At 42.0% G+C, this 20,585-nt stretch carries 19 protein-coding genes; 9 read left to right on the forward strand and 10 right to left on the reverse strand.

Annotated features, from left to right (window positions below):
* Positions 1-52: 52 nt before the first annotated feature.
* The 3 genes from D9T12_RS11230 to D9T12_RS11240 all read left to right on the forward strand — a co-directional run bounded on the left by D9T12_RS11230 (position 53) and on the right by D9T12_RS11240 (position 4,217).
* On the forward strand, positions 53-613 hold the full coding sequence (locus D9T12_RS11230; protein WP_130538255.1) for a TRAP transporter small permease subunit: 561 nt from the start codon (positions 53-55) through the stop codon (positions 611-613).
* The gene (locus tag D9T12_RS11235) at positions 613-1,986 is read left to right on the forward strand and encodes a TRAP transporter large permease (protein ID WP_130538256.1); all 1,374 of its coding nucleotides are present in this window, start codon (positions 613-615) and stop codon (positions 1,984-1,986) included. The genes D9T12_RS11230 and D9T12_RS11235 overlap by 1 nt, the downstream gene beginning before the upstream one ends.
* A 440-nt stretch (positions 1,987-2,426) precedes the next feature.
* Positions 2,427-4,217 carry a DEAD/DEAH box helicase gene (locus D9T12_RS11240; protein WP_130538257.1) on the forward strand — a complete coding sequence of 597 codons (1,791 nt, stop codon included), beginning with the start codon at positions 2,427-2,429 and terminating at the stop codon, positions 4,215-4,217.
* A 92-nt stretch (positions 4,218-4,309) separates the two neighbouring features.
* On the opposite strand, the gene D9T12_RS11245 is transcribed toward D9T12_RS11240, so the two are convergent.
* The 6 genes from D9T12_RS11245 to D9T12_RS11270 all read right to left on the reverse strand — a co-directional run bounded on the left by D9T12_RS11245 (position 4,310) and on the right by D9T12_RS11270 (position 10,454).
* A complete protein-coding gene (locus D9T12_RS11245; RefSeq protein WP_130538258.1) occupies positions 4,310-4,636 on the reverse strand; it encodes a carboxymuconolactone decarboxylase family protein in 327 nt (108 codons plus the stop codon).
* A gap of 185 nt (positions 4,637-4,821) precedes the next feature.
* On the reverse strand, positions 4,822-5,328 hold the full coding sequence (locus tag D9T12_RS11250) for a Spy/CpxP family protein refolding chaperone (protein WP_130538259.1): 507 nt from the start codon (positions 5,326-5,328) through the stop codon (positions 4,822-4,824).
* Positions 5,329-5,441: 113 nt separating this feature from the next.
* The gene (locus D9T12_RS11255; protein ID WP_130538260.1) at positions 5,442-7,550 is read right to left on the reverse strand and encodes a TonB-dependent receptor plug domain-containing protein; all 2,109 of its coding nucleotides are present in this window, start codon (positions 7,548-7,550) and stop codon (positions 5,442-5,444) included.
* A 449-nt stretch (positions 7,551-7,999) separates the two neighbouring features.
* Positions 8,000-9,361 carry a sensor histidine kinase gene (locus D9T12_RS11260; RefSeq protein ID WP_165395107.1) on the reverse strand — a complete coding sequence of 454 codons (1,362 nt, stop codon included), beginning with the start codon at positions 9,359-9,361 and terminating at the stop codon, positions 8,000-8,002.
* Positions 9,362-9,377: 16 nt separating this feature from the next.
* A complete protein-coding gene (locus D9T12_RS11265) occupies positions 9,378-10,067 on the reverse strand; it encodes a response regulator transcription factor (RefSeq protein ID WP_206199101.1) in 690 nt (229 codons plus the stop codon).
* Between the two features lie 12 nt (positions 10,068-10,079).
* Positions 10,080-10,454: a YgiW/YdeI family stress tolerance OB fold protein gene (locus D9T12_RS11270; protein ID WP_130538262.1), complete on the reverse strand. Its 375-nt coding sequence runs from the start codon at positions 10,452-10,454 to the stop codon at positions 10,080-10,082.
* Between the two features lie 345 nt (positions 10,455-10,799).
* Between D9T12_RS11270 and D9T12_RS11275 the strand changes: the two genes are divergently transcribed.
* Positions 10,800-12,167, forward strand: a complete 1,368-nt coding sequence (locus tag D9T12_RS11275) for a DUF5666 domain-containing protein (protein ID WP_130538263.1) — start codon at positions 10,800-10,802, stop codon at positions 12,165-12,167.
* 82 nt (positions 12,168-12,249) lie between these two features.
* On the opposite strand, the gene D9T12_RS11280 is transcribed toward D9T12_RS11275, so the two are convergent.
* The 4 genes from D9T12_RS11280 to D9T12_RS11295 form a co-directional block, all read right to left on the reverse strand.
* Positions 12,250-12,540: a GIY-YIG nuclease family protein gene (locus tag D9T12_RS11280; protein ID WP_130538264.1), complete on the reverse strand. Its 291-nt coding sequence runs from the start codon at positions 12,538-12,540 to the stop codon at positions 12,250-12,252.
* Between the two features lie 60 nt (positions 12,541-12,600).
* Positions 12,601-13,956 (reverse strand): GGDEF domain-containing protein, encoded by a 1,356-nt coding sequence (locus tag D9T12_RS11285; protein WP_130538265.1) that lies wholly within the window; start codon positions 13,954-13,956, stop codon positions 12,601-12,603.
* A 61-nt stretch (positions 13,957-14,017) separates the two neighbouring features.
* Positions 14,018-14,512, reverse strand: a complete 495-nt coding sequence (gene moaC, locus D9T12_RS11290) for a cyclic pyranopterin monophosphate synthase MoaC (RefSeq protein ID WP_130538266.1) — start codon at positions 14,510-14,512, stop codon at positions 14,018-14,020.
* Between the two features lie 147 nt (positions 14,513-14,659).
* Positions 14,660-15,550 carry a LysR family transcriptional regulator gene (locus tag D9T12_RS11295; protein WP_130538267.1) on the reverse strand — a complete coding sequence of 297 codons (891 nt, stop codon included), beginning with the start codon at positions 15,548-15,550 and terminating at the stop codon, positions 14,660-14,662.
* A gap of 178 nt (positions 15,551-15,728) precedes the next feature.
* On the opposite strand from D9T12_RS11295, the gene D9T12_RS11300 reads away from it, so the two are divergent.
* From D9T12_RS11300 to D9T12_RS11320, 5 genes are all read left to right on the forward strand, one after another.
* Complete coding sequence (locus tag D9T12_RS11300) at positions 15,729-16,703, forward strand: DUF1852 domain-containing protein (RefSeq protein ID WP_130538268.1); 975 nt, start codon at positions 15,729-15,731, stop codon at positions 16,701-16,703.
* 34 nt (positions 16,704-16,737) lie between these two features.
* On the forward strand, positions 16,738-17,766 hold the full coding sequence (locus tag D9T12_RS11305; protein WP_130538269.1) for a methionine synthase: 1,029 nt from the start codon (positions 16,738-16,740) through the stop codon (positions 17,764-17,766).
* 11 nt (positions 17,767-17,777) lie between these two features.
* The gene (locus D9T12_RS11310; protein WP_130538270.1) at positions 17,778-18,455 is read left to right on the forward strand and encodes an NAD(P)H-flavin reductase; all 678 of its coding nucleotides are present in this window, start codon (positions 17,778-17,780) and stop codon (positions 18,453-18,455) included.
* Between the two features lie 7 nt (positions 18,456-18,462).
* Positions 18,463-19,311, forward strand: coding sequence for a methylenetetrahydrofolate reductase (locus D9T12_RS11315; RefSeq protein ID WP_165395108.1), 849 nt, complete (start codon positions 18,463-18,465; stop codon positions 19,309-19,311).
* A gap of 322 nt (positions 19,312-19,633) precedes the next feature.
* Positions 19,634-20,509 carry a helix-turn-helix transcriptional regulator gene (locus D9T12_RS11320; RefSeq protein ID WP_165395109.1) on the forward strand — a complete coding sequence of 292 codons (876 nt, stop codon included), beginning with the start codon at positions 19,634-19,636 and terminating at the stop codon, positions 20,507-20,509.
* The last annotated feature ends 76 nt before the right edge of the window (positions 20,510-20,585 follow it).

Raw genomic sequence — 20,585 nt, forward strand, 5'->3', positions numbered from 1 at the left:
CGCTAAAATAGCGCAATATTTCCAAACACTCTGTTAAAAGCTGTAAACGTTTATGAACAAGCTCAACCCTATATTTTCTTTGATTGTAAAACTCAATCAAACCACCCAAACACTTGTCGGACATACCATTGCATGGGGAACCCTCACACTCGTTATTGTGACTGCGGCTGTTGTCATTTTGCGATATGGTTTCGATTTCGGCTCAATCGCTTTCCAAGAATCTATTATGTATAACCATGCTTTAGTGTTCATGCTAGGGATCTCCTATACATATCTCAAGGATGAACATGTTCGTGTCGACCTTTTTTACAACCAATATTCTGAACGTAAAAAGTACTGGGTTGATTTAATCGGCTCACTGTTCCTGACTTTACCGGTCACTATTTTCATTTTCTGGGCAAGCAGTGACTATATTGCCGCAAGCTGGTCCATCTCCGAAGGCTCTCCAGAGGCAGGAGGGTTGGGCTATATTTACCTCTTGAAAACCCTCATTGTCATTATGGCTGGGCTACTGATGTTGCAAGCTTTAGCAATTATCTCGCAATCAATTCTAGCGCTAAACGGAATAACGGCGATTAAACATGAAAATCATATTCAAGGGGGAAAACTCTAATGGAATGGCTATCCCTCTTATTGTTTGCACTCCTTTTTATTGCACTTCTTATTGGCTTCCCCGTTGCTTTAACCCTTGCTGGAATTTCACTACTTTTCGCGCTCATTGCCAACCTGTTCGGCGCATTTGATATGGCATTCTTGCAAAGTATCCCAAACCGCATATTTGATATCATGGGCAACGAGACTCTGATTGCAGTGCCGTTATTTGTCTTTATGGGCATCATGCTAGAGAAGTCGAAAATTGCGGAAAATCTTCTTACCACCATGGACGAATTAATGCGCGGTATTAAGGGCGGCTTGGGGATTGCTGTAATTTTGGTTGGAATGTTACTGGCAGCCAGTACAGGCATTGTTGGCGCAACAGTTGTGACCATGGGTCTGCTCGCTCTCCCCACAATGCTCAAACAAGGCTATTGCCCAAAGCTTGCCAGTGGCACGATTTGCGCCTCAGGCACTTTAGGCCAAATTATTCCACCGTCTATTATTCTGATTTTATTAGGTGATGTTTTATCGTCTTCCTATCAACAAGCCCAGCTCAATCAAGGTATTTTTTCACCAGAAACTCTTGCTGTGGGAGACCTATTTGTCGGAGCACTGTTTCCTGGAATGATGCTTGTGGTTTTGTATATGCTGTATGTGTTTTACCAAGCAATTCGCCATCCCGACAAAGTACCAAATCACATTGGCAACCCTGTTCCGGCAGGTCTTGGCCTCAGAATTATCAAAAGCCTGTTACCTCCATTACTGCTGATTTTCTTGGTTCTGGGTTCTATTCTGGGCGGTCTTTCCACACCAACAGAAGCCGCCTCACTAGGCGCAATAGGAGCTTTGCTGTTAGCCGCAATCAACCGACAACTCAGCCTTGCAACACTGCAAGACGTCATGCGTAACACCACAAAGATTACTGCCATGATTTTCTTGATCTTTATCGGAGCGGCATTTTTCTCACTGGTATTCCGAGGACTTGGAGGGGATGACTTAATCCATGACTTACTGTCTGATTTGCCTGGAGGCATCTTCACAGCGATGCTCATCGTGATGGCAATCATGTTCATTCTTGGCTTCTTTTTAGACTTTATCGAAATCACCTACGTGATTGTGCCCGTGGTCGCACCTGTTTTGTTAATGATGGGTGTTGACCCAATCTGGCTTGGAATAATGATTGCCATTAACCTTCAAACGGCATTCTTAACCCCACCGTTCGGTTTCGCACTGTTCTATCTGAAAGGCGTTGCACCACCAGAACTGAAAACTATGGATCTTTATAAAGGAGTCATTCCATTCATTGCAATCCAACTTGGGGTGCTAGTCACCATCGCCATCTGGCCAGAAATAGTGACATGGCTACCGTCCGTCATATACAACAATTAACGCTTTCCCAAACAGCCAAATGGTGTTTTTCACTCCACACCATTTGGGGTTTAAATCTTCTATGACCGGCCGGTTGTTTTTTGAACAAACTAAATTTGCTTTTTTTCCAATCACTTAGTATAATCCGCGCCCTGCATTAATTGGTAAATAAAAAAAATTTGGGTTTTCGATAAACCTAGCTAATTGATGCCACAGACAAGAGCCATTTGCTTTCTTCCGACTTCGCTACGCGATGCTGTTTTGCTGCAAAGGTGCTCGTTTTATGAACACAAATTTGCCCCAGAATAGCTAACTCATTCGCGAGCTCTTAAATTCGTGACATTTTGAGTCGTTCGGCCGTGCGTTTAAACCTCTTCGCACCATTTTGCCGCTTTTCGTAAAAACCTCTATTCCGGGCAAGTCTTATCGTCAAAAATTGACGTAATTAATAAGGACTCCCAATGAGTGATATCACTTTTAAAGACTTAGGTCTCAAGCCAGAAATTCTTACTGCTATTTCTGAAATCGGTTATGAAACTCCTAGCCCGATTCAAGCACAAGCCATCCCTGCACTTCTAACAGGGAATGACATTCTAGGTATGGCACAAACAGGTACCGGTAAAACTGCAGCTTTTGCCCTACCAGCATTAAGCAACGCTGACACCCATTCAAAAAACCCACAAGTTTTAGTACTTGCCCCAACTCGTGAATTAGCGATTCAGGTTTCTGAAGCATTCCAGAGCTTCGCGCACCACATGAAAGGCTTCCATGTACTGCCAATTTACGGTGGTTCGGACTATGGTTCACAAATCCGCGCCCTAAAACGTGGCGTACAGGTTGTGGTGGGAACACCAGGCCGTGTCATGGATCACATGCGCAAAGGTACCCTAAAGCTAGATGATCTAAAACTTTTGGTTTTGGATGAAGCAGATGAAATGCTTCGTATGGGCTTTATTGACGATGTGGAATGGGTACTTGAACACACGCCAGACACGCGTCAAATTGCTCTTTTCTCTGCGACAATGCCACGTGAAGTTCACCGTATTGCCACCAATCACTTAAATAACCCAACCGAAGTGATTATTAAGCAGAAAACAGCAACTGCTACGACTATTACTCAAAAATACTTGATGGTTAGCGGTGGTCACAAATTGGATGCGCTGACTCGTATCTTGGAAGCAGATTCGGCAGACACCGACGGAATTATCATCTTTGTTCGCACTAAAAATGCAACGGTTGATTTAGCAGAAAAACTTGAAGCTCGTGGTTATGCAGCAGCAGCTTTAAACGGTGACATTGCACAGAACCAACGTGAGCGCATTGTCGATCAACTGAAAAAAGGTAAGCTTGATATTTTGGTGGCGACAGATGTGGTTGCTCGTGGCTTAGATGTACCGCGTATTAGTCATGTGGTTAACTATGATATTCCACAAGACAACGAATCTTATGTTCACCGTATTGGCCGTACAGGTCGTGCAGGTCGTTCAGGGATTGCCATTTTGTTTGTCACGCCTCGTGAACGCCGCCTACTGAAGTCAATTGAGCGCACCACCAAGCAAAAAGTTGAAGAAATGCATTTGCCGACCACTCAGCTGATTAATGACAACCGAGTTGAACGCTTTAAGTCTCGCATCGTTGAAGCACTTAACATGGATGAATTGGACTTCTATCAAGATTTAATCGAGCAAGTTGAAAACGAACAAAATGTTCCAGCAGTTGAAATTGCTGCGGCTTTAGCACGCCTAATGCAAGGTGATGTCCCTTTCTTTATGCAAGATAAACCAATTCGTGAAGTTTCAAACCGTGATCGTAATGAGCGTGACAGTCGTGGTCGTGGAGACCGTGATGGTCGTGGCCGAGGTCGTGGCCGTGAAGATGGCGAGCGTCGTCCACGTCGTCGTCAAACCGATACACCAGATGCAGGCATGACACGCTACCGCCTAGAAGTGGGTCGCACTCATGGTGTACGTCCTGGAAACATCGTTGGTTGTATTGCAAATGAAGCAGGGATTGATAGCGAAAACATTCGTCAATTAACGATTGAAGATAACTATTCAATGGTCGACTTACCAGAAAAAATGCCAAAAGATGCTTTCAACGACCTGAAGAAAGCTTGGGTTTGCGGACAGCAGCTAAAATTAGCGGAAGTTTCTACTCAAGGAGCAGGTAAGAAACGTTTTGCGAATAAAAGTGGCAATGGTGGCGGACGTAAGTTCTCTGACAAACCACGTAAGTCTTTTCCAAAAGATTAACTTTTAGCTCTATCTAAAGCTTAGAAGTCCCCTTCAACGACAGTGGTTGTTGAGGGGGTTATTGGTTTTAGGGGCATTAAAAATGCGAGACACTAATCAAAATACTTATCCAACTCTTCATAGACCACTTCAATATACATAAGTTTTGGACCACCGCCCATCACCACAGCCATCATAGCGGCTTCAAGAATTTCTTCTTTAGAACACCCCTGATCTACACAGCCTTTCACATGAATCGCAATGCACCAAGAGCATTGAAATGCGACGCCAAGTGATAGCAACATAAGATGTTTCGTCTTTTCATCAATTGCACCATCCGCTTCAGCAATTTTCACAAAGCCTGCGAACTGCTTAACCTGATTTGGCATGTCTTTCATTAGACGTCCCATCATCGTACCGGTTTCTTGTAAACGTTCCATATTTCCCTCCAAAAATTAATAAGTCTTTTTACGCAAAGGCATTTCTATTAGACGCTTAATTTAGAAAAGATGGAAGTTCTGCTTCAAGAATTTTTTGTGACAGCTATTTCAGATTTCGCTCAAACAATTTATCGAGCTCTCGGTTGCCTACCTCAATGTACGACAGTTCTGACTTTTCAAAACAACTACTGGTGCATCCAACCGGCATTTTTGATGGCTGTTTTATATTGCTCAGGGGTCAGAATGGTTTTGAGCTGATTAAAAACTTTGATTTCTTCAATAGCCAACTCACGCTTCATTTGCATTAATTTCTCCAATTGACCGGACAATTCTTCCGGTGTTTTTCCTTGTTCGACAAACCCCATGATTACAGTTTGTTCAAATGACTTAATTTTCTGACGCATAGGTAAAACATTTTTCGGCACATACTGAGTAATCTTTTTTAACGCCTGTTTTTGCTCCCCAGTAATTGCTAAGTCACCTTCTAAGGCTTTAACAAACTTTGGTACACTGCGTGGACGAAGCTCATAAGAAATCAATGAATAACTGTTTTTACAAATCTGCTGCACCTTATTTTTTTCAGTTTGATACCCGCCTGCATAAGCATTTACTCCACTCAAAAAGGTCGCAATCAGTAAAAAACCAAATGCAGATAAAATGGTGGGATGAAGGTTTTTGATTAAAAATTTCATAACGTCTCTCTTTTTTCAATTTTTGATAAAACTTAGGGAACCTCTAAGCCTGTTGACCATTCAAAATTAGGTACTGCTCAAGCCATGTTTTTTGCATGCCATACAATGTTTATTTAAAAATAAACACGAACACCGGCATGAACGTAAGTCCCAGGATCAGAACCTAGCTCGGTATCGATTTCTTCATCAAATAAGTTTCGTATCCCTCCGAACAGTTCCAGGTTTTGGTAACTCTTAGGCAGATAATCAAAGTGTACATTCACTAGTTGGTAAGCTTTCACGGTCAAATAACGGGTTTGACCATTCGCAACCTCACTATAGATTTGGTCGTCAACATACTGCATATCGACACGAGTGTTTAACTGAGGAGTCACTTGATAACTAGCCGTAATACGAGCAATTTTTTCAGGCGTAAACTCCAAGGAGTTTCCGGTTTCTTTATCTTCGGAGTCAATCAAATTGACTGCAAATTCCAACGTTAAATCATTGTTCACATTTAAACCTAAGCTGGCATCCACACCTTTCATAGTGACATCTTTCGCATTGCGGAAACTTAAATAATCAGCGGTTGTGAGCCGCAAAATATTATTTTCAATATTTGTTCGGTATACGGATAGATCGTAAGACCAATGTTTATTTCGTCCACTCAATCCTAACTCATAGTTTTCACTGGTTTCAGATTCAAGCTCAAACGCCTGTTTATTAATGGAAACATCGACAACATCTGATCCGACAAAGCGTTTGCCTTGAGGATTAAATCGGTTGATAAACATCTCTTGGCTATCTGGCGCACGGAAACCTTGAGCATAGCGAGCACGCAAATTCGCCATTTCATTAAACTGATACACCATACCTAAATTTCCAGTGACATCATCACCGCCACTGCTGGTATCGTCATAACGAACGCCGGAAATAATTGACAAGGGCTCAGTGACTTGCCATTGATATTGCGCAAAGATTGAGTCGTTTTCCAAAATCTTAGTGGTCATTCGACCAGAACTGTCAAAAAAAACCGCATCACGTTTGTCTTCAAACGATTCCAAACCGACTAAAATCTGATGAACTTCATTTGGCTTCCAAAGGCTGTTCAGGCTGTGCTGCTGAATAGTAACTTTTCCATCGCCAGTCAAACCCGCAGAATCCGATTGCGATGAATACCCTAATTCTCGCCAAAGAAGTGTGGTGATCTCATCCTGTTTTTTGTAATACGAAATGTCCGATTTCCAATCAAAACTCAACTTATCAGACACTTGGTATTTAGCGCCCACTCCAAACTCAAAACGCTCATTTTCAAGTTGCTGAATGACCGGAATATTTCGAGTTTTGATCGTGTTACCGCTTGCTCGATAATTGCTCTCATAGAGATTGGCAATACTGATTCTATCTTGCTCTTCAAGCATTGCAGAAAAACGCGCACTGAGCTCTAAATCATCATTGACTTGGTGCGTGATATTCGTTCCGACATTCACCACTTCGGTTGCAGCGCGATAGGTAGTATCGACAGCATAAGCATCTGCTAAATCGCTTTTTAATTTGGCAAAGCTCCCCGAATCCGGCAGCTGAGATGGTTTTTTTGCGGCTCCAGCTTGCATCACAGCAATATTAGCCATTTCCTGCTCAGTGTAATCTTCACGATTTTGTGCGCTAAACCAAGCACTGTATCCAGTTTTTCCATGCTTGCCACGAATGTCGGCTTCCAATTGCATCTGCTGCGCTTGACTACCTGCCGCGCCTCCACTTAAAGAAATTGACGACTCCACACCATCTTGCGACGTTTTGGTAATAATATTAATGACTCCCCCCAAGGCATCCGATCCATAAAGCGCTGCCATCGGGCCTTTGACCACTTCGATACGTTCAATGCTGGCCAAGGGGATTCGTCCTCCATCAAAGTTCTTCGTAAATTCAGTCGCCACGCGACGCCCATCAATCAACAACAAAACACCTTTGGCACCCACACCACGAATCGATAGATTACTGCCATCAGGATTCATAAACACAGCATCACTATGGCGCAAAATTTCACTTAAGGTACTTGCACCCGTTGCTTTGATTTCCGCTTCATCGATCACTTCGACTGACACATTCGACGCCTCAATTGTCTGTTCAGTTTTAGAGGCTGAAGTAATTGTGACCGTCTCTAATGAAGTTGATGAGGAAGCCGCAAACAGCTGACTAGAAAACAGAGATACAACACAGGCTGCAACAGGGGTTAAACGCATAATGACTCCAAATCACCACTTACTGAATATTAATGATAATAATTTTTATTTATATTAAATAGTAAATAAGAATCACAATCAATAGCAATATTAAAAATATTTAGATATCCATAAAAATATTTAAATCTCTACCGGCCGGTAAACAATAGGTTTTATAAATTGACGAGCAACTTACTTGCTAAAAGAAATGGAAACTTGGAATGGTGCGTGGAAAATCGATCAAATGAACTTCACACCGATCACACCTAGATTGGGAATTAAGTCAAACTCACCTTTTTCAAGTAACCCTCAAAGACAGGAAATGTAAGCACCGTAACAGAGTTTTGTCTCGAGTAATTTGAAGAACTCCTACTCTGGAAATCCGCCCATCTTAGAAAAAAAGAGGGCAGAATTGAAACTTAAGGAAACCCTATCAACATCATGATTTTATATTTAGGGAAAGGTCAACTCTAACAGTCCATAACCCTGTAATTACTGGACTCATTAGTGCTACTGTTGGCCTCAAAGCGCACACAAGCTTCAAAACAGCGCTCGGTTTGTTTGAGCTGAAAATCCCAACCCATGCGTTGACAAATGCGCTCTACGATAATTAACCCGTAGCCATAGCCACGAGGTGGCTGATGTTCGGATTTTTGTTGGTAGGGATTTGCAATACACAGTCTACAAGCGCTCCAACTGACCTTGATATCCTGTTGCGAATAACTGGCGGCGTTTTTGAGTAGGTTGCGCACAACGATGACAATAAAACTACTCGGTGCCAAAATGTTGTGACAAATCATTTGGGTCTGGCCATTTGGCAAATGAAGCTCGGGGTTTGGGAATACTTTGGTTTCATTAAGTTTCGGTTGCATGGACACCGGGATATTGGGAAACCATTGTTTGAGCCATTGATATTCTTGAGTGAGAATTGTATGTAAATCGTTTTCTTGATAGTGCGATGGATCGATTTGATCTTTTCCTAACAGCAAAAAAGTATCGGTTAACAAGGCAATCTCATCACAGCTTTCGATAATGCGTCGCCGTGCTTTTAACGCACGTGTATCTTCTTGTTTAAGCCGGTTGAGCAGTTCTGCCGAACCCCGAAGTACCATTAAAGGGGTGCGAATTTCATGAGCACTAAAACGACTGAACTCTTGTTCTCGTTGAAAAAATCCTCGAATTTTCTGCTTGCTGTTTAACAGAGCGTATTCGATGGCTTGAAACTCTTCGAACTGAGTGGTGACTGGAAAATCAGGTGAGTCAGGACGGATATATGGGATTTTCGCTAACACTTGTTGAATTGGGCGCATAATTTGCCGAAAGGTCACATAAGCATAGCCGACCAAAATAATAAACATGACAATGCCAAGTATGAGGACCCATTGCAGTAACTGTGCTTCGTAACTGTCTAGGTAATCGTCGGCATTGTCCTTAAAAACCAAATAGAACAATCCGTCTTGTTGTGGAAGAGAACGCACTAAAAAATGCTTATCCTCTGGGCCTAGTTGATGTTCATAAAATCCTGGCGTTTGATAACTACTCAGCCAATTGGGGAGCGTATCACCACTAAAAAAGAGATCAAATTTATAGGGATTGGGTGCTGTTAAGTTAGTCTCAGAACTAAAAAAATTTTGTTCATAGAGGTTGGCTTCAGCATCTAACCAGTGATGTAGGCTAATCACTTCAATTTGATCTTCAGCCTCGATCACCAGCCAAACAAACAAGCTAGAAAACAGCAGAATCATCAAGCTATTGATCCACAATAGCCGATTGACGAGTTTCTTGGGGGCTTGCTTGGAGAGTTGTTGTTTGGGAGCTTGCTTGGGTTGCATTTTAATGGGTTGCCTTTTAATCATGTGGTTGAGTTGTTGGCACCAGACAAAAGCCTTGAGAATGCACGGTTTTGAGCAATGAGCCATTGGCGTCACTCAGTGCGGTGCGAATGGCGTACAGATGGCTGCGCAGGGCGTCACTTTTCGGGGGTTCATCCCCCCAAAGATACTCAATAAGCTCGGATCGGGTGACGACATTCGGCGCTTTTTGCAGCAGTTTTTCAACAATTTTTAGCTGCTTTGGGGCAAGTTTCACCGGCCGGTCTTTCCAAAATAGTGCGAGCGGATTGCGCTCTAGGCGCAGGTCATGGAACTGCAAAGAGTTATCGGCTTTATGGGCTCCACGTTTGAGCAGTGCGGAGAGTCGTAACTGTAATTCCTCAAGCGCAAAAGGCTTGACCAAATAATCGTCACCTCCGGCTTGAAACGCACGTGTCTTGTCTTCAAGAGAATCTTTCGCAGTTAAAAACAACACTGGCCCTTGCCAATCAAGTTGTTGTCTCAACTGGCTGACAAATGCAATGCCATCGAGTTTGGGCATCATAATGTCGACAATCATAATGTCGTAAGTGTTTTGGCTGCAAAAGGTAAAAGCCGCTTCGCCATGATAGGCGCAATCAATTTGGTAGTCGTCGAGTTCTAGATAATCGACTAAGGTGCCCATGATTTGCACATTGTCTTCAACAATCAGTAATTTTATCGACATTCGATCACCTTTTTATGGAATAGGGACAATGGAAATCGAATCCACTTCGATTTCAGGGTCTTCAAAATAATCTTTGTCGATTTTGCCATGAATTTCGATCAGGGTTTTTTCATCAAATGGCTCCCGAGGAAAGGCGTGATTATCAATCTCGACGCGAATGGTATTTTGGCCATCTGAAAAAGTGTAATCTTCATGGGTGATTTTATGAATTAAATAGCCTTTGAGCATCACCGCTTGGTTATCGACTGGGTCATCCAGAATGGTTTTGAGATCGGTGAGTGCATTGAGCACGGGGCCTTTATATTGCGCATTGGCGGTGAATGCGAATAGGCTAGTGAACAGGCCTGTGGCCAAAAACATGCCTATCAATGGGTTGCGTTTTTTCATGCCTTATCCTCCAAAGTGATGAGTCAGTGATTAGTCGTTGTTTGCCATATTGAGTTTAGCGAAACGGGTGTGAATTAAATGTGAACATTGTGCACAACCAAGAGCACAGTACCTGTAGTGCAGCAGTTCAATAGGCCTTCAGTCCTGCAACTTTTAAAACTCTAAACCTCTGAAGTTCTGAAACTCTAAAACGCCAAAAACTTAAAAACCTGCAAGCATTGCAAATCGGCATAGCTGTAAGCAGGCCTTCACAAATTATTCACAGACCGGCCGGTAAGATTTACTCAACTTAGTTTGTTTTTTAACCTTTTTCTTACTCAAGTCTTATTCAAGGAGTTTTTATATATGAAACGGTCTACGTATTATTTTGCTTTTGCCGGTAAAAAACCACTCATGTTGGTGTTGTCTGCTCTGTTTGCCAGCTCTTTATCGGGTTGTGGCTCAGGAGGAACAACTGAAGATCCTAGTCAACCAATTCAGCCAATTAACCCAGTGGTTTCAAAGCAGGTGATTGGCACCATTCAAACGGTGGATACCCAGGCCAATCAAATCACCATCAACCAAACCACTTACCCGCTAGAAGGGGTTGAGGTGAGTTATCAAACCCAAAGCTTAGATGCGAGTGCTTTAGCCTTTGGCATGCCAGTCATTTTCGACACTCAAAGCAATAAACTTCAACTAAATCCTAATATTTCTGGGATGGTGCAAAATTTACAAAAAGGTAGCAATGCGGTCACATTTACCGTCAATCAAATCAATTTGACGGCCTCACAGGATATGCTGAGCAGTCTGATGGATATTGAAAATGGCGATACGGTGTTAGTGCACTTCACCCCACAGGTGAATGGCAGCAATCATGTGGAATCTTTGATTGAAATTGAATCAGAAGGGTTTAATGGATATGAAATTGAAGGGCTAATTACAGCCGTTGACCTAGTGAAAAAACAATTAATTTTAGGAAACACCCCGGTGAATTATCGCACTGCCACAGTTGAAGATGGGGGCATCGCTGCAGGTCGTTTTGCTGAGATTTTTGGAAATTTTGCTGCCAATGGTTCAGGTGTGTTTCAGGCTCAAACCATTGACATCGAAACCACCGAAACCCTGGCCGACAGTGTTGAATTTGAAGGTACCATTAGCTGGGTCAACCAAGAGCAAACCTTGTTTGAACTTAATTCACGCTACCAAATCGCAGTCAATGCCAATACTCGGTTTGAAGATGGCAATGCATCGAATTTACTGGTCGGGCAAGTTGTGGAGGTCGATACTCAATTACAACAGGACGTTCGAGTGGCCACCGAGGTCGATTTTGAAACCACATTCATCACTGATCCAGATTCAGCAAAAACGCAAACCAATACTGCGTTTCAAGTGCAAGGTGTGATGTCTTATACAAACAGTCGTTTAACCTTTAATGGCTTTGAATTTGTGGTAGAGCCGACCACGCAGTTGGATGATGGTCTGACTTTACAAACCCTGAATAATCAAAATTTGCAGTTAGAAGGGGTTGAGCGAGCCAAGATTTATTATGTTCGAGAAATTGAGAAAGCCGACAATGATTTTGAAATCGAGCTTGAAGGAATCGTGCAAAATGGCATGTTGTGGGGGTATTCGAGCAATGATCAATCATTGAATGCTTTTGAGGGGCAAACCGTCGAGCTGGAATGCCGGTTAGAAAGCGTCAATCAAGTATCGCTGTGTCAACGAGATTAAATGACCTCAGAAAAGAAAAAGGTCAAGTGGAAAGCATTGCTTAGTCATTTAACAAACACATAAAAAAAGCGTTACAGAAAACTTAGCTAGGCTGAATCAACTGTTGTTTTTTTGCTTTGGAAAGTTGTTTAATCGCATATTCACGCTGACTAGCCGTTTGGCGATTCGTTGCAAATTCTTGGTAAACAATGTGGCAAGGTCGGCGAGATTGGGTATATTTTGCACCGCCCTTAATTTCGCCATTATGCTGGCGAAGACGTTTCTCAAGGTTATTGGTGATGCCGCAATAGAATGAGTTATCTGCGCAACGCAAAAGATAAACAACCCATTCAGATTGAATAACTGAACATGGTTTAGGAACAGTAGAACTCATCAAAATCAGTTAATGAAAATTATAAAAATCGTCCGTCTTCTAAATGGAGACGGAACCCATTTAGAACTCATAACGATTCTTACCATTATGCTTAGCTTCATAAAGCTTTTCATCAGCAATCTTAATCGTATGTTCAAAATCAGGATGCCCATCAAACTCTGCAATGCCAATGGATGCCGTTACCTTAATTTGGCGATTATTTTCTAACTGGATATCAATGGCTCGAATTTTATTTAAAAGTTTATCAGCCGCAAGCGTTGCGTTCCCTAGACTGGTTTCCGGCATAAGAATCAAAAACTCTTCTCCACCATAACGAAACGCATAATCGGTCACTCGAAGTGATAATTTCAATGCCTGTCCAACATATTGAAGAACGCGATCCCCTGCTTGATGTCCGTGAATGTCGTTAATTTGTTTAAAATTATCAATATCAATCATCAGAATACTAAAAGGGTTACCGGTTTTTTTAGCCAATTGAGATTCATTCTGCAAAATAGGTGACATGAATCGACGCTCAATTAAACTCGTCAAAATGTCTTCTTTAGTCGCTTTATCTAGGTGTTTATCGGCAATGTGGCTCAGCATCCAACCAATTTCACTGGCTAAAGCGTTAATTTTTTTAATCAAGTCTTGACGATTTCCGTTCTTATCTTGAATCGCACTCAATTCAACTTGAAGCTCGCCCAAATTCATTTGTATGGTTGAAATTGATTTTTGATCCGTGCAAATTAATCCTAGCTTATGACGTATCCACAACGAAAATTCTTGATGCTCAATATCCCACAACCGGCCATCACCGGATAATTGATCGGCCATAAACTGAGTCATCCAACCAAAAAGCGACCCTTTTACCCTTTCGATTTCAATGGCCAATTCATGAGCTGAAGTTCGATTGCGGAACTCCTGTGCAGAACGTTGGTTTTCAACATGCCCTTCTAAAAAAGACTCATTAATCAAATTTAAACTCGCGTCCATTAGCTGGCTAATCAAAATCACCAGAGGGACTTTTTGTTCGACGCAAATGTCCTTGTCTTCTTGGATAGCATCAAAAAAGGTATGTTTAATAATAGTCATTGCGCTATTTACTAACTGCATGGGCACATCAATACGCGCATGAACATCACCAATCTGACGCTGTTTATTGACTAAATCGACGGAGTCTTCTTTAGAAGTTTTAGGACTCAAGGTCTGTAACAGCCAGATTTTCAGCTCTTTTTGCAGGTGATTTTCAACGAGCTCATTCGTAAAAAAATGCTGGGTCGATGGGTCATTAAGTAGCACCTGATAGAACGCCTGAACCGAAGTTTCAATGACTTTCTCAATAAACAACTGATGATCTTCTAAAACTTGATTATTTTCCGGAGTATAGATTTGGCTAATAAAGTAAGTTTTAAGTGGCTGTGTTTTTTGAAGCATTGTGTCTTTCCTAATGAACCAAAATCTATGAGTAATCGAAAAAATCGCTCAACTTTTTAAGTTAACGTTGTGTATTTGAGGTACGCACCCAGTGACCAGATTTGCCACCTTTTTTCTCAAGTAATTGCACTTGGTCAATTACCATTCCCTTGTCTACGGCTTTACACATGTCATACAACGTTAATGCCGCAGCAGACGCGGCAGTCAGAGCTTCCATTTCCACGCCTGTTTGTCCAACCAGTTTGCAAATAGCAACAATTTCTACCGATGAATTTTCAAAATTTGGTGTCAGTTCGACTTTGACTGAAGTGAGAAGTAAAGGATGGCACATTGGAATAATATCCGGTGTACGTTTTGCCGCCATAATGCCTGCAATACGCGCTGTCGCAAGGACATCGCCCTTTTTATGCTTGCCTTCTGCAATCATGGTTAAGGTTTCCGGTAACATATTGATCACGGCCATTGCTCGGGCTTCACGTTGGGTATGTTCCTTGTCACCCACATCAACCATTCGCGCCTGACCTTTCTCATCTAAATGTGTTAATTCATTTGCCATGTGTTATTCAACCTTTCTCCTAAATTTTAGTGGTGCATAGTTTACCCCATTCAACCGCACACTTTACAAACTCTAACGCCAACAACAATGAAAGCTATTGGTTGAAATAACGCATTTATTTACCGGCCGGTAACTTATTTCGACAACCTATAACTCCATGCGCTCAGCAATTAAATTAATCATGTCTTGCATATAGGCTTGCTTAGTTAATGCTTTGGGCGTTGCCGCATACAGCTTGCTCCAGAGCCCACTCTCACTCAATGAACGCGTTGGCAAATGCTGAAAATCCGTCTGCTTTTTCACCAACCACTTTGGCAAAACACAGATTCCACGACCCGCTTCAACACGTTGCAACATCATAATCGTCAGTTCAGAAAAAGAAATCGCTTCAGGTCGAATCTTAGCCGGATGAAGAAACTGCTTAAACACATCAAGCTTTTCTTCCGGCACAGGATAGGTAATAAGAGTTAAGTTCGAAAAATCTTTGGGCGTTAAAAATGGTTTCGCGAGTAATGAATGATCTAAAGGCAATACCGCAACCAGTTCATAACTAAACAGCGCGGTGTAATCAACCCCTTTTAGAGGCTCTGGATCCGAAGTCACCACAAAATCGAGCTTTTGCGATGGGAGTTTTTGTAGTGGAGGTTCATGAAAACTCGGCACAATATCCAAATCGACACTTGGCCATTGAGTTTGGTAAGGTCTCAATAACGGCAACAACCATTCAAAACACGTGTGGCAATCAATGCCAATCCATAAACGCCCAATCTCTCCCTGCTGTAAGGCAACTAATTGGCGTTCCAATTGCTGCATTTGCGGCAAAATGTTTCGCGAACTTTCCAGAATAAGTTGACCGGCCGGTGTAAATTGCAGTGGATGCGTCTTGCGTTTAAATAATTCGGTTTCTAACTGCGTTTCCAACAATTTAATTTGATGCGATAGCGCGGATTGCGTCATATTTAATGACTCTGCCGCTTTCACCAAATTCCCTTCCCGACTCAACGCTTCAAGCGTTTTCAGGTGTTTTATCTCTAGCATAATATCGTGCCTGTCGTATGTTATTCAAAGTTAGCAACTCAAAATCGCGCTAGCCAAACATGAGTTTAATTCATATTAAATTGAAATAAAGTCGTTTTTATTCATCTAAAGAATTCAGTAACATTCTTAATCATCAAAGAACAGTTAGCAGCTAGACGAATAAGAAGGAATCTTATCCATGAATCAAGATTTTACCTACAGCATTAAAAGTATTGTTTTCGATGAGAACTATATTCCATCTGACAACACGCGCATCACCACCAATTTTGCGAACTTAGCCCGTGGCAAGTTTCGTCAGCAAAATCTTCGCAACGCCCTCAACATGATTAATAATCGATTTAATGCCATAGCAAATTGGGATAACCCCAAATTGGATCGCTATTCGATTGAACTTGAAATCATTCATGTCGACGTTGATGTCGAAGGCAAAGGAGAAACTTTCCCAACCATTGAAATCTTGAAAACTCATATTATCGATCACAAAACCAAGCAACGGATTGAAGGATTAGTAGGAAATAACTTCTCATCCTATGTACGTGACTATGATTTCAGCGTTCGCTTGTTCGAGCACAACAAAAATACATCTGAATTTAGCGTGCCAGAAGATTTTGGTGACCTGCATGGAAAAATGTTTCAAGCGTTTATCCATTCAGAGGCTTATCAACAACACTTTCACAAACCACCCGTGATTTGTCTGAGTGTTTCTGATAACAAAACTTACCATCGCACCGAAAATAAACACCCCGTTTTGGGCGTGGAATATCACCCAAACGAGTCGTCATTAACAGAGCAGTATTTCAAAAAGATGGGATTGCAGGTTCGTTACTTTATGCCGCCGAACAGCGTCGCGCCATTAGCGTTCTACTTTTTTGGCGACCTGCTGGCGGATTACACGAATCTGGAATTGATTAGCACCATTAGCACCATGGAAACCTTTCAAAAGATTTACCGACCTGAAATTTACAACGCCAATACGGTTGCAGGCGAGTGTTATCAGCCGAGTTTGAAACACGAAGACCATTCGCTGACTCGCATTGTTTATGACCGTGAAGAGCGCAATCGTTTAGCGATTGAGCAAGGTAAATTTGCCGAGGAAAAATTCATCAAACCATATCAAACCGTTCTTGAACAGTGGGCGGCCAATTACGCCTAAAAACTAAAAAAACGAACCAAAGAAAGCTATTTTTATGAAAAAACTATTCCCCACATCTACCGTCGGAAGTTTACCAAAACCATCATGGTTAGCGGAAACAGAAAAACTTTGGCCGGCATGGAAATTAGAAGGCGATGCTCTTATTGAAGCCAAACAAGACGCTCTGCGTGTCACCTTACAAGAGCAGACCGAAGCCGGTATTGATATTGTCAGTGACGGTGAACAGACTCGCCAGCACTTTGTTACCACCTTCACAGAAAATCTTGAAGGCGTGGATTTCGAGAAACGCCAAACCATGAGAATTCGTAATCGCTATGATGCAGAAGTACCAACGATTGTAGGAGCCGTCAGCCGAAAAAAATCGGTGTTTGTTGAAGACGCAAAATTTTTACGTCGACTCACTGACCAACCGATTAAATGGACGCTACCCGGACCAATGACGATGATCGATACGCTTTATGACGGTCACTATAAGAGTCGTGACGAACTGGCAATGGTGTTTGCAGAAATCCTAAATCAAGAGGCCAAAGAGCTGGCAGAGGTAGGCATCGACATTATCCAATTTGACGAGCCGGCATTTAATGTTTTTATCGATGAAGTAGATCAATGGGGTGTTCCTGCACTTAATCGGGCAGTTGAAGGACTGACATGCGAGTCCGCGGTGCATATTTGCTATGGCTACGGCATTAAAGCCAATACCGATTGGAAAAAAACGCTCGGTGCAGAGTGGCGTCATTACGAAAAAACTTTTCCGAGCATCCAGAAATCGAATATCGATATTATCTCGCTGGAATATCAAAACTCGAATGTGCCAATGGAGCTGATGGAGCTAATTCGCGGAAAAAAAGTCATGGTCGGTGCCATTGATGTCGCTAAACATGAAATTGAAACACCCGAAGAAGTCGCCAATACGTTGCGTAAAGCACTACAGTTTGTCGATGCCGATAAACTCTACCCTTGCACCAATTGCGGCATGGCACCGCTCCCCCGCCATGTCGCGAGAGACAAACTAAAAGCGCTACACGATGGCGCAGCGATCTTGCGTAATGAATTTTCAAATTAAGGTGTAATTTGATGTCTGCACAACTCATTCAAATTCTTGAAACCTCTTTCTTTACCGACGACATCCTATGTCTTCGGTTAAAAGCGAATACTCCGATAGAATTTCACGCAGGACAATATATTCTTCTGGGTCTTGATCCAGAAGAATTAAAACCTTTTTCTATCGCGGCTGCCCCCGATGGCAGCGGCGAGATAGAGTGTCATATTCGCAAAAATAGACAGAGTCCATGGATGCAAGCCCTGTTTACTAAACAATCGGGAGACACACTCTATTGGCAAGGTCCTATAAATCATGTGAGCTTAGCTAAAAATAACTCCCTGCCAACAATCTTTGTTGCCGGCGGTACCGGTTTTGCCTTAGTGAAAGCACTCCTTGAAACACAATTAGCGGATCAATTAAGCCATCCCATTCATATTTATTGGGGTGTTCGCCAAGCTGTCGACCTTTATCAACATAACTGGCTGGTTCAATTGTGCCAACAACATAGCAATATAGACTACACCCCCGTCATTTCAGAACAAGAGCACAATTGGCACGGCACAACCGGATCCGTTCATAAAAAAGTTCTGCAAGACTTCGCAAGCCTTGCAGAACATCTTGTTTACCTTTGCGGGCCTCCTGATATGCAGAAAGCAGCGAAACCGGCATTTTTAGCCGCTGGCCTAAATGAAAAAAATTTCATCTCCTAGAAATAAAATGAAACAGCCTACCTCTGAGTTTATTAAGGGTTTCTCTATTGAAATAACCCCAAAAGGAGCTTTAAACGTTGAGCATTTCGCTGATTACCTAGAGCCTAATACTCGCGTCTATGTCACCTCTCTGCCCGGATCAGATTTTTCTGAAACCATAACGACCTGTAAGCGGTTAAAGAAAGAAGGCATGGTTCCTGTGCCGCATTTTACCGCGCGTCGTTTTAAAAATCGTACCAATCTAGAGTTCGCTCTTGCACAGGTATCTGGGCAAGCAGGCGTTAATCAAGTCTTAGCATTAGCAGGAGCCGACAAACAGGCTGCTGGGCAATTTTCAGACACCATTTCGATGTTGGAAACCGGTCTTTTTGAAAAATATGGCATTCAATCCATCGGGATTGCAGGACACCCTGAGGGAAATCCGGACATTGAAGAAGCCAATTTGCGGGAACATGGTTATAAGAAGATTAAATTTTCCGAAGTGACAGACATTGATATGTATATGGTTACGCAGTTTGTCTTTGAAGCGCAACCGATTATTGACTGGATTGAAAACATTCGCGACGAAGGTAATCCGCTTCCACTGGTGATTGGCATTCCAGGCATTGCTTCACTCAAATCACTTATTAGTCATGCTAGGGCTTGCGGAATTGGCGCATCAAAAACCGTCTTGATGAAACAAGCTAAAAACATTCATAAACTGCTCTCTCTACAAGAGCCAAATAAACTTGTTCAAGATCTTGCGACATACGCAATCAACACCCCAGAGGCCAAAATAAACGGCTGTCATTTATACCCTCTAGGCGGTTTCACGCGTACAGCCGAATGGAGTCGTGCCATTGCGAGGCATTGCTAAATTCATTGCTAATCACACGAATGATCACGTATTAATTGATGACAGTAAAACATGGTATTCAATTGAGCTATCTTCTTTAGAAATCCTAAAACGCATTTTATGCTTGCCTACTTAAGAAATAAAAATTGTCCATCTATGCTTATCAAACACTTAGCAATATCTACAAGCCAATGCTAATATAAATAATAAACCTTATCATTTTCAACAAAATACTTGCCCAATGAAAAATATCATCCTAACTGATGCTGATTTCCAAGAGATGATTCCGCCAAACCCATCATGTAGCTGTAAGGTAGTTGATCAACCCTTTTGCTGTATGAAAATGAATTCCGAGCAAGTTGATCATCAACTGTTTTTTATGCACAGCCAAACAACAACTCAGCAAGCGGTTAGAATATCTATGACTTCTGATTATTTCTCTGCTCATATCGGTATCGGTTTTATGCTGAATGGTCAAAAAAACCATTTTTTACAAGGCTGGATAGCCCCATTGCAAATTGAAGCAAACCAGTTGATTTTTTGTTATGCGCCAATCATGAGCGGCTATACCGAATATTTCGCTAACCGTAACACGATTTCCAGTGGTTTTTACTTAGATTTAGCACTTTTAGAACAGCTATTGCAAACAGATCCACGCCCTCAAGTTCAGGCTCTATTTGAGCCAATTTACAAAGACCCAAGTCAAACTTTTCTACTTACCGCAACAATAAGCCCAGCAATGCTCACATTACTGAATGAGTTACACTCTCAAAAATCAATCGGACTTTTTAATGGCTTTCAACGCCGCGCCAGAATGTATGAATTATTACACTTGACCGTAGAGCAAATTATTCATGAACACTGCGCAAAAATTGACCAACTCAAATTACATACAAGTGATATTTTAAAACTGGAACAAGTAAAGACTATTTTGAATGAAAACATGCAAAAGGCTCCCAGCCTTGCGCAAATCAGCAAACAGGTTGGCTTGAATGAATATAAGCTTAAGCGAGGCTTCAAACAAATAAACCAAAAAACTATTTTTCAATATTTAACAGAACTACGCATGCAGTACGCCGCCCATTTATTACTCCACACGAAACAACCGATTGTTGAGATTTCTCAAAAGGTTGGTTACAACAATCATGGTCACTTTTCAGCTGCATTTCGCGAATATTTTGCCAAAACACCATCTACATTCAGAAAAGAACAAAATTAACTTTTCTTTCATTAAAGACTATTGATTGAACGCAAAACGTAATCCAATCCACCCTCTCTATTCAAATCGAGAGCAT

This window comes from Thiomicrorhabdus indica, assembly GCF_004293625.1.
Lineage (GTDB): Bacteria > Pseudomonadota > Gammaproteobacteria > Thiomicrospirales > Thiomicrospiraceae > Thiomicrorhabdus > Thiomicrorhabdus indica.

Coding starts and splice junctions, on each gene's coding strand:
- D9T12_RS11260 (WP_165395107.1), bottom strand. CDS start 9,361: ATGCAACCCAAGCAAGCTCCCAAACAACAACTCTCCAAGCAAGCCCCC.
- D9T12_RS11285 (WP_130538265.1), bottom strand. CDS start 13,956: ATGCTTCAAAAAACACAGCCACTTAAAACTTACTTTATTAGCCAAATC.
- D9T12_RS11240 (WP_130538257.1), top strand. CDS start 2,427: ATGAGTGATATCACTTTTAAAGACTTAGGTCTCAAGCCAGAAATTCTT.
- D9T12_RS11320 (WP_165395109.1), top strand. CDS start 19,634: ATGAATTCCGAGCAAGTTGATCATCAACTGTTTTTTATGCACAGCCAA.
- D9T12_RS11230 (WP_130538255.1), top strand. CDS start 53: ATGAACAAGCTCAACCCTATATTTTCTTTGATTGTAAAACTCAATCAA.
- D9T12_RS11310 (WP_130538270.1), top strand. CDS start 17,778: ATGTCTGCACAACTCATTCAAATTCTTGAAACCTCTTTCTTTACCGAC.
- D9T12_RS11235 (WP_130538256.1), top strand. CDS start 613: ATGGAATGGCTATCCCTCTTATTGTTTGCACTCCTTTTTATTGCACTT.
- D9T12_RS11265 (WP_206199101.1), bottom strand. CDS start 10,067: ATGTCGATAAAATTACTGATTGTTGAAGACAATGTGCAAATCATGGGC.
- D9T12_RS11250 (WP_130538259.1), bottom strand. CDS start 5,328: ATGAAATTTTTAATCAAAAACCTTCATCCCACCATTTTATCTGCATTT.
- D9T12_RS11305 (WP_130538269.1), top strand. CDS start 16,738: ATGAAAAAACTATTCCCCACATCTACCGTCGGAAGTTTACCAAAACCA.
- moaC (WP_130538266.1), bottom strand. CDS start 14,512: ATGGCAAATGAATTAACACATTTAGATGAGAAAGGTCAGGCGCGAATG.
- D9T12_RS11315 (WP_165395108.1), top strand. CDS start 18,463: ATGAAACAGCCTACCTCTGAGTTTATTAAGGGTTTCTCTATTGAAATA.
- D9T12_RS11255 (WP_130538260.1), bottom strand. CDS start 7,550: ATGCGTTTAACCCCTGTTGCAGCCTGTGTTGTATCTCTGTTTTCTAGT.
- D9T12_RS11300 (WP_130538268.1), top strand. CDS start 15,729: ATGAATCAAGATTTTACCTACAGCATTAAAAGTATTGTTTTCGATGAG.
- D9T12_RS11245 (WP_130538258.1), bottom strand. CDS start 4,636: ATGGAACGTTTACAAGAAACCGGTACGATGATGGGACGTCTAATGAAA.
- D9T12_RS11280 (WP_130538264.1), bottom strand. CDS start 12,540: ATGAGTTCTACTGTTCCTAAACCATGTTCAGTTATTCAATCTGAATGG.
- D9T12_RS11270 (WP_130538262.1), bottom strand. CDS start 10,454: ATGAAAAAACGCAACCCATTGATAGGCATGTTTTTGGCCACAGGCCTG.
- D9T12_RS11295 (WP_130538267.1), bottom strand. CDS start 15,550: ATGCTAGAGATAAAACACCTGAAAACGCTTGAAGCGTTGAGTCGGGAA.
- D9T12_RS11275 (WP_130538263.1), top strand. CDS start 10,800: ATGAAACGGTCTACGTATTATTTTGCTTTTGCCGGTAAAAAACCACTC.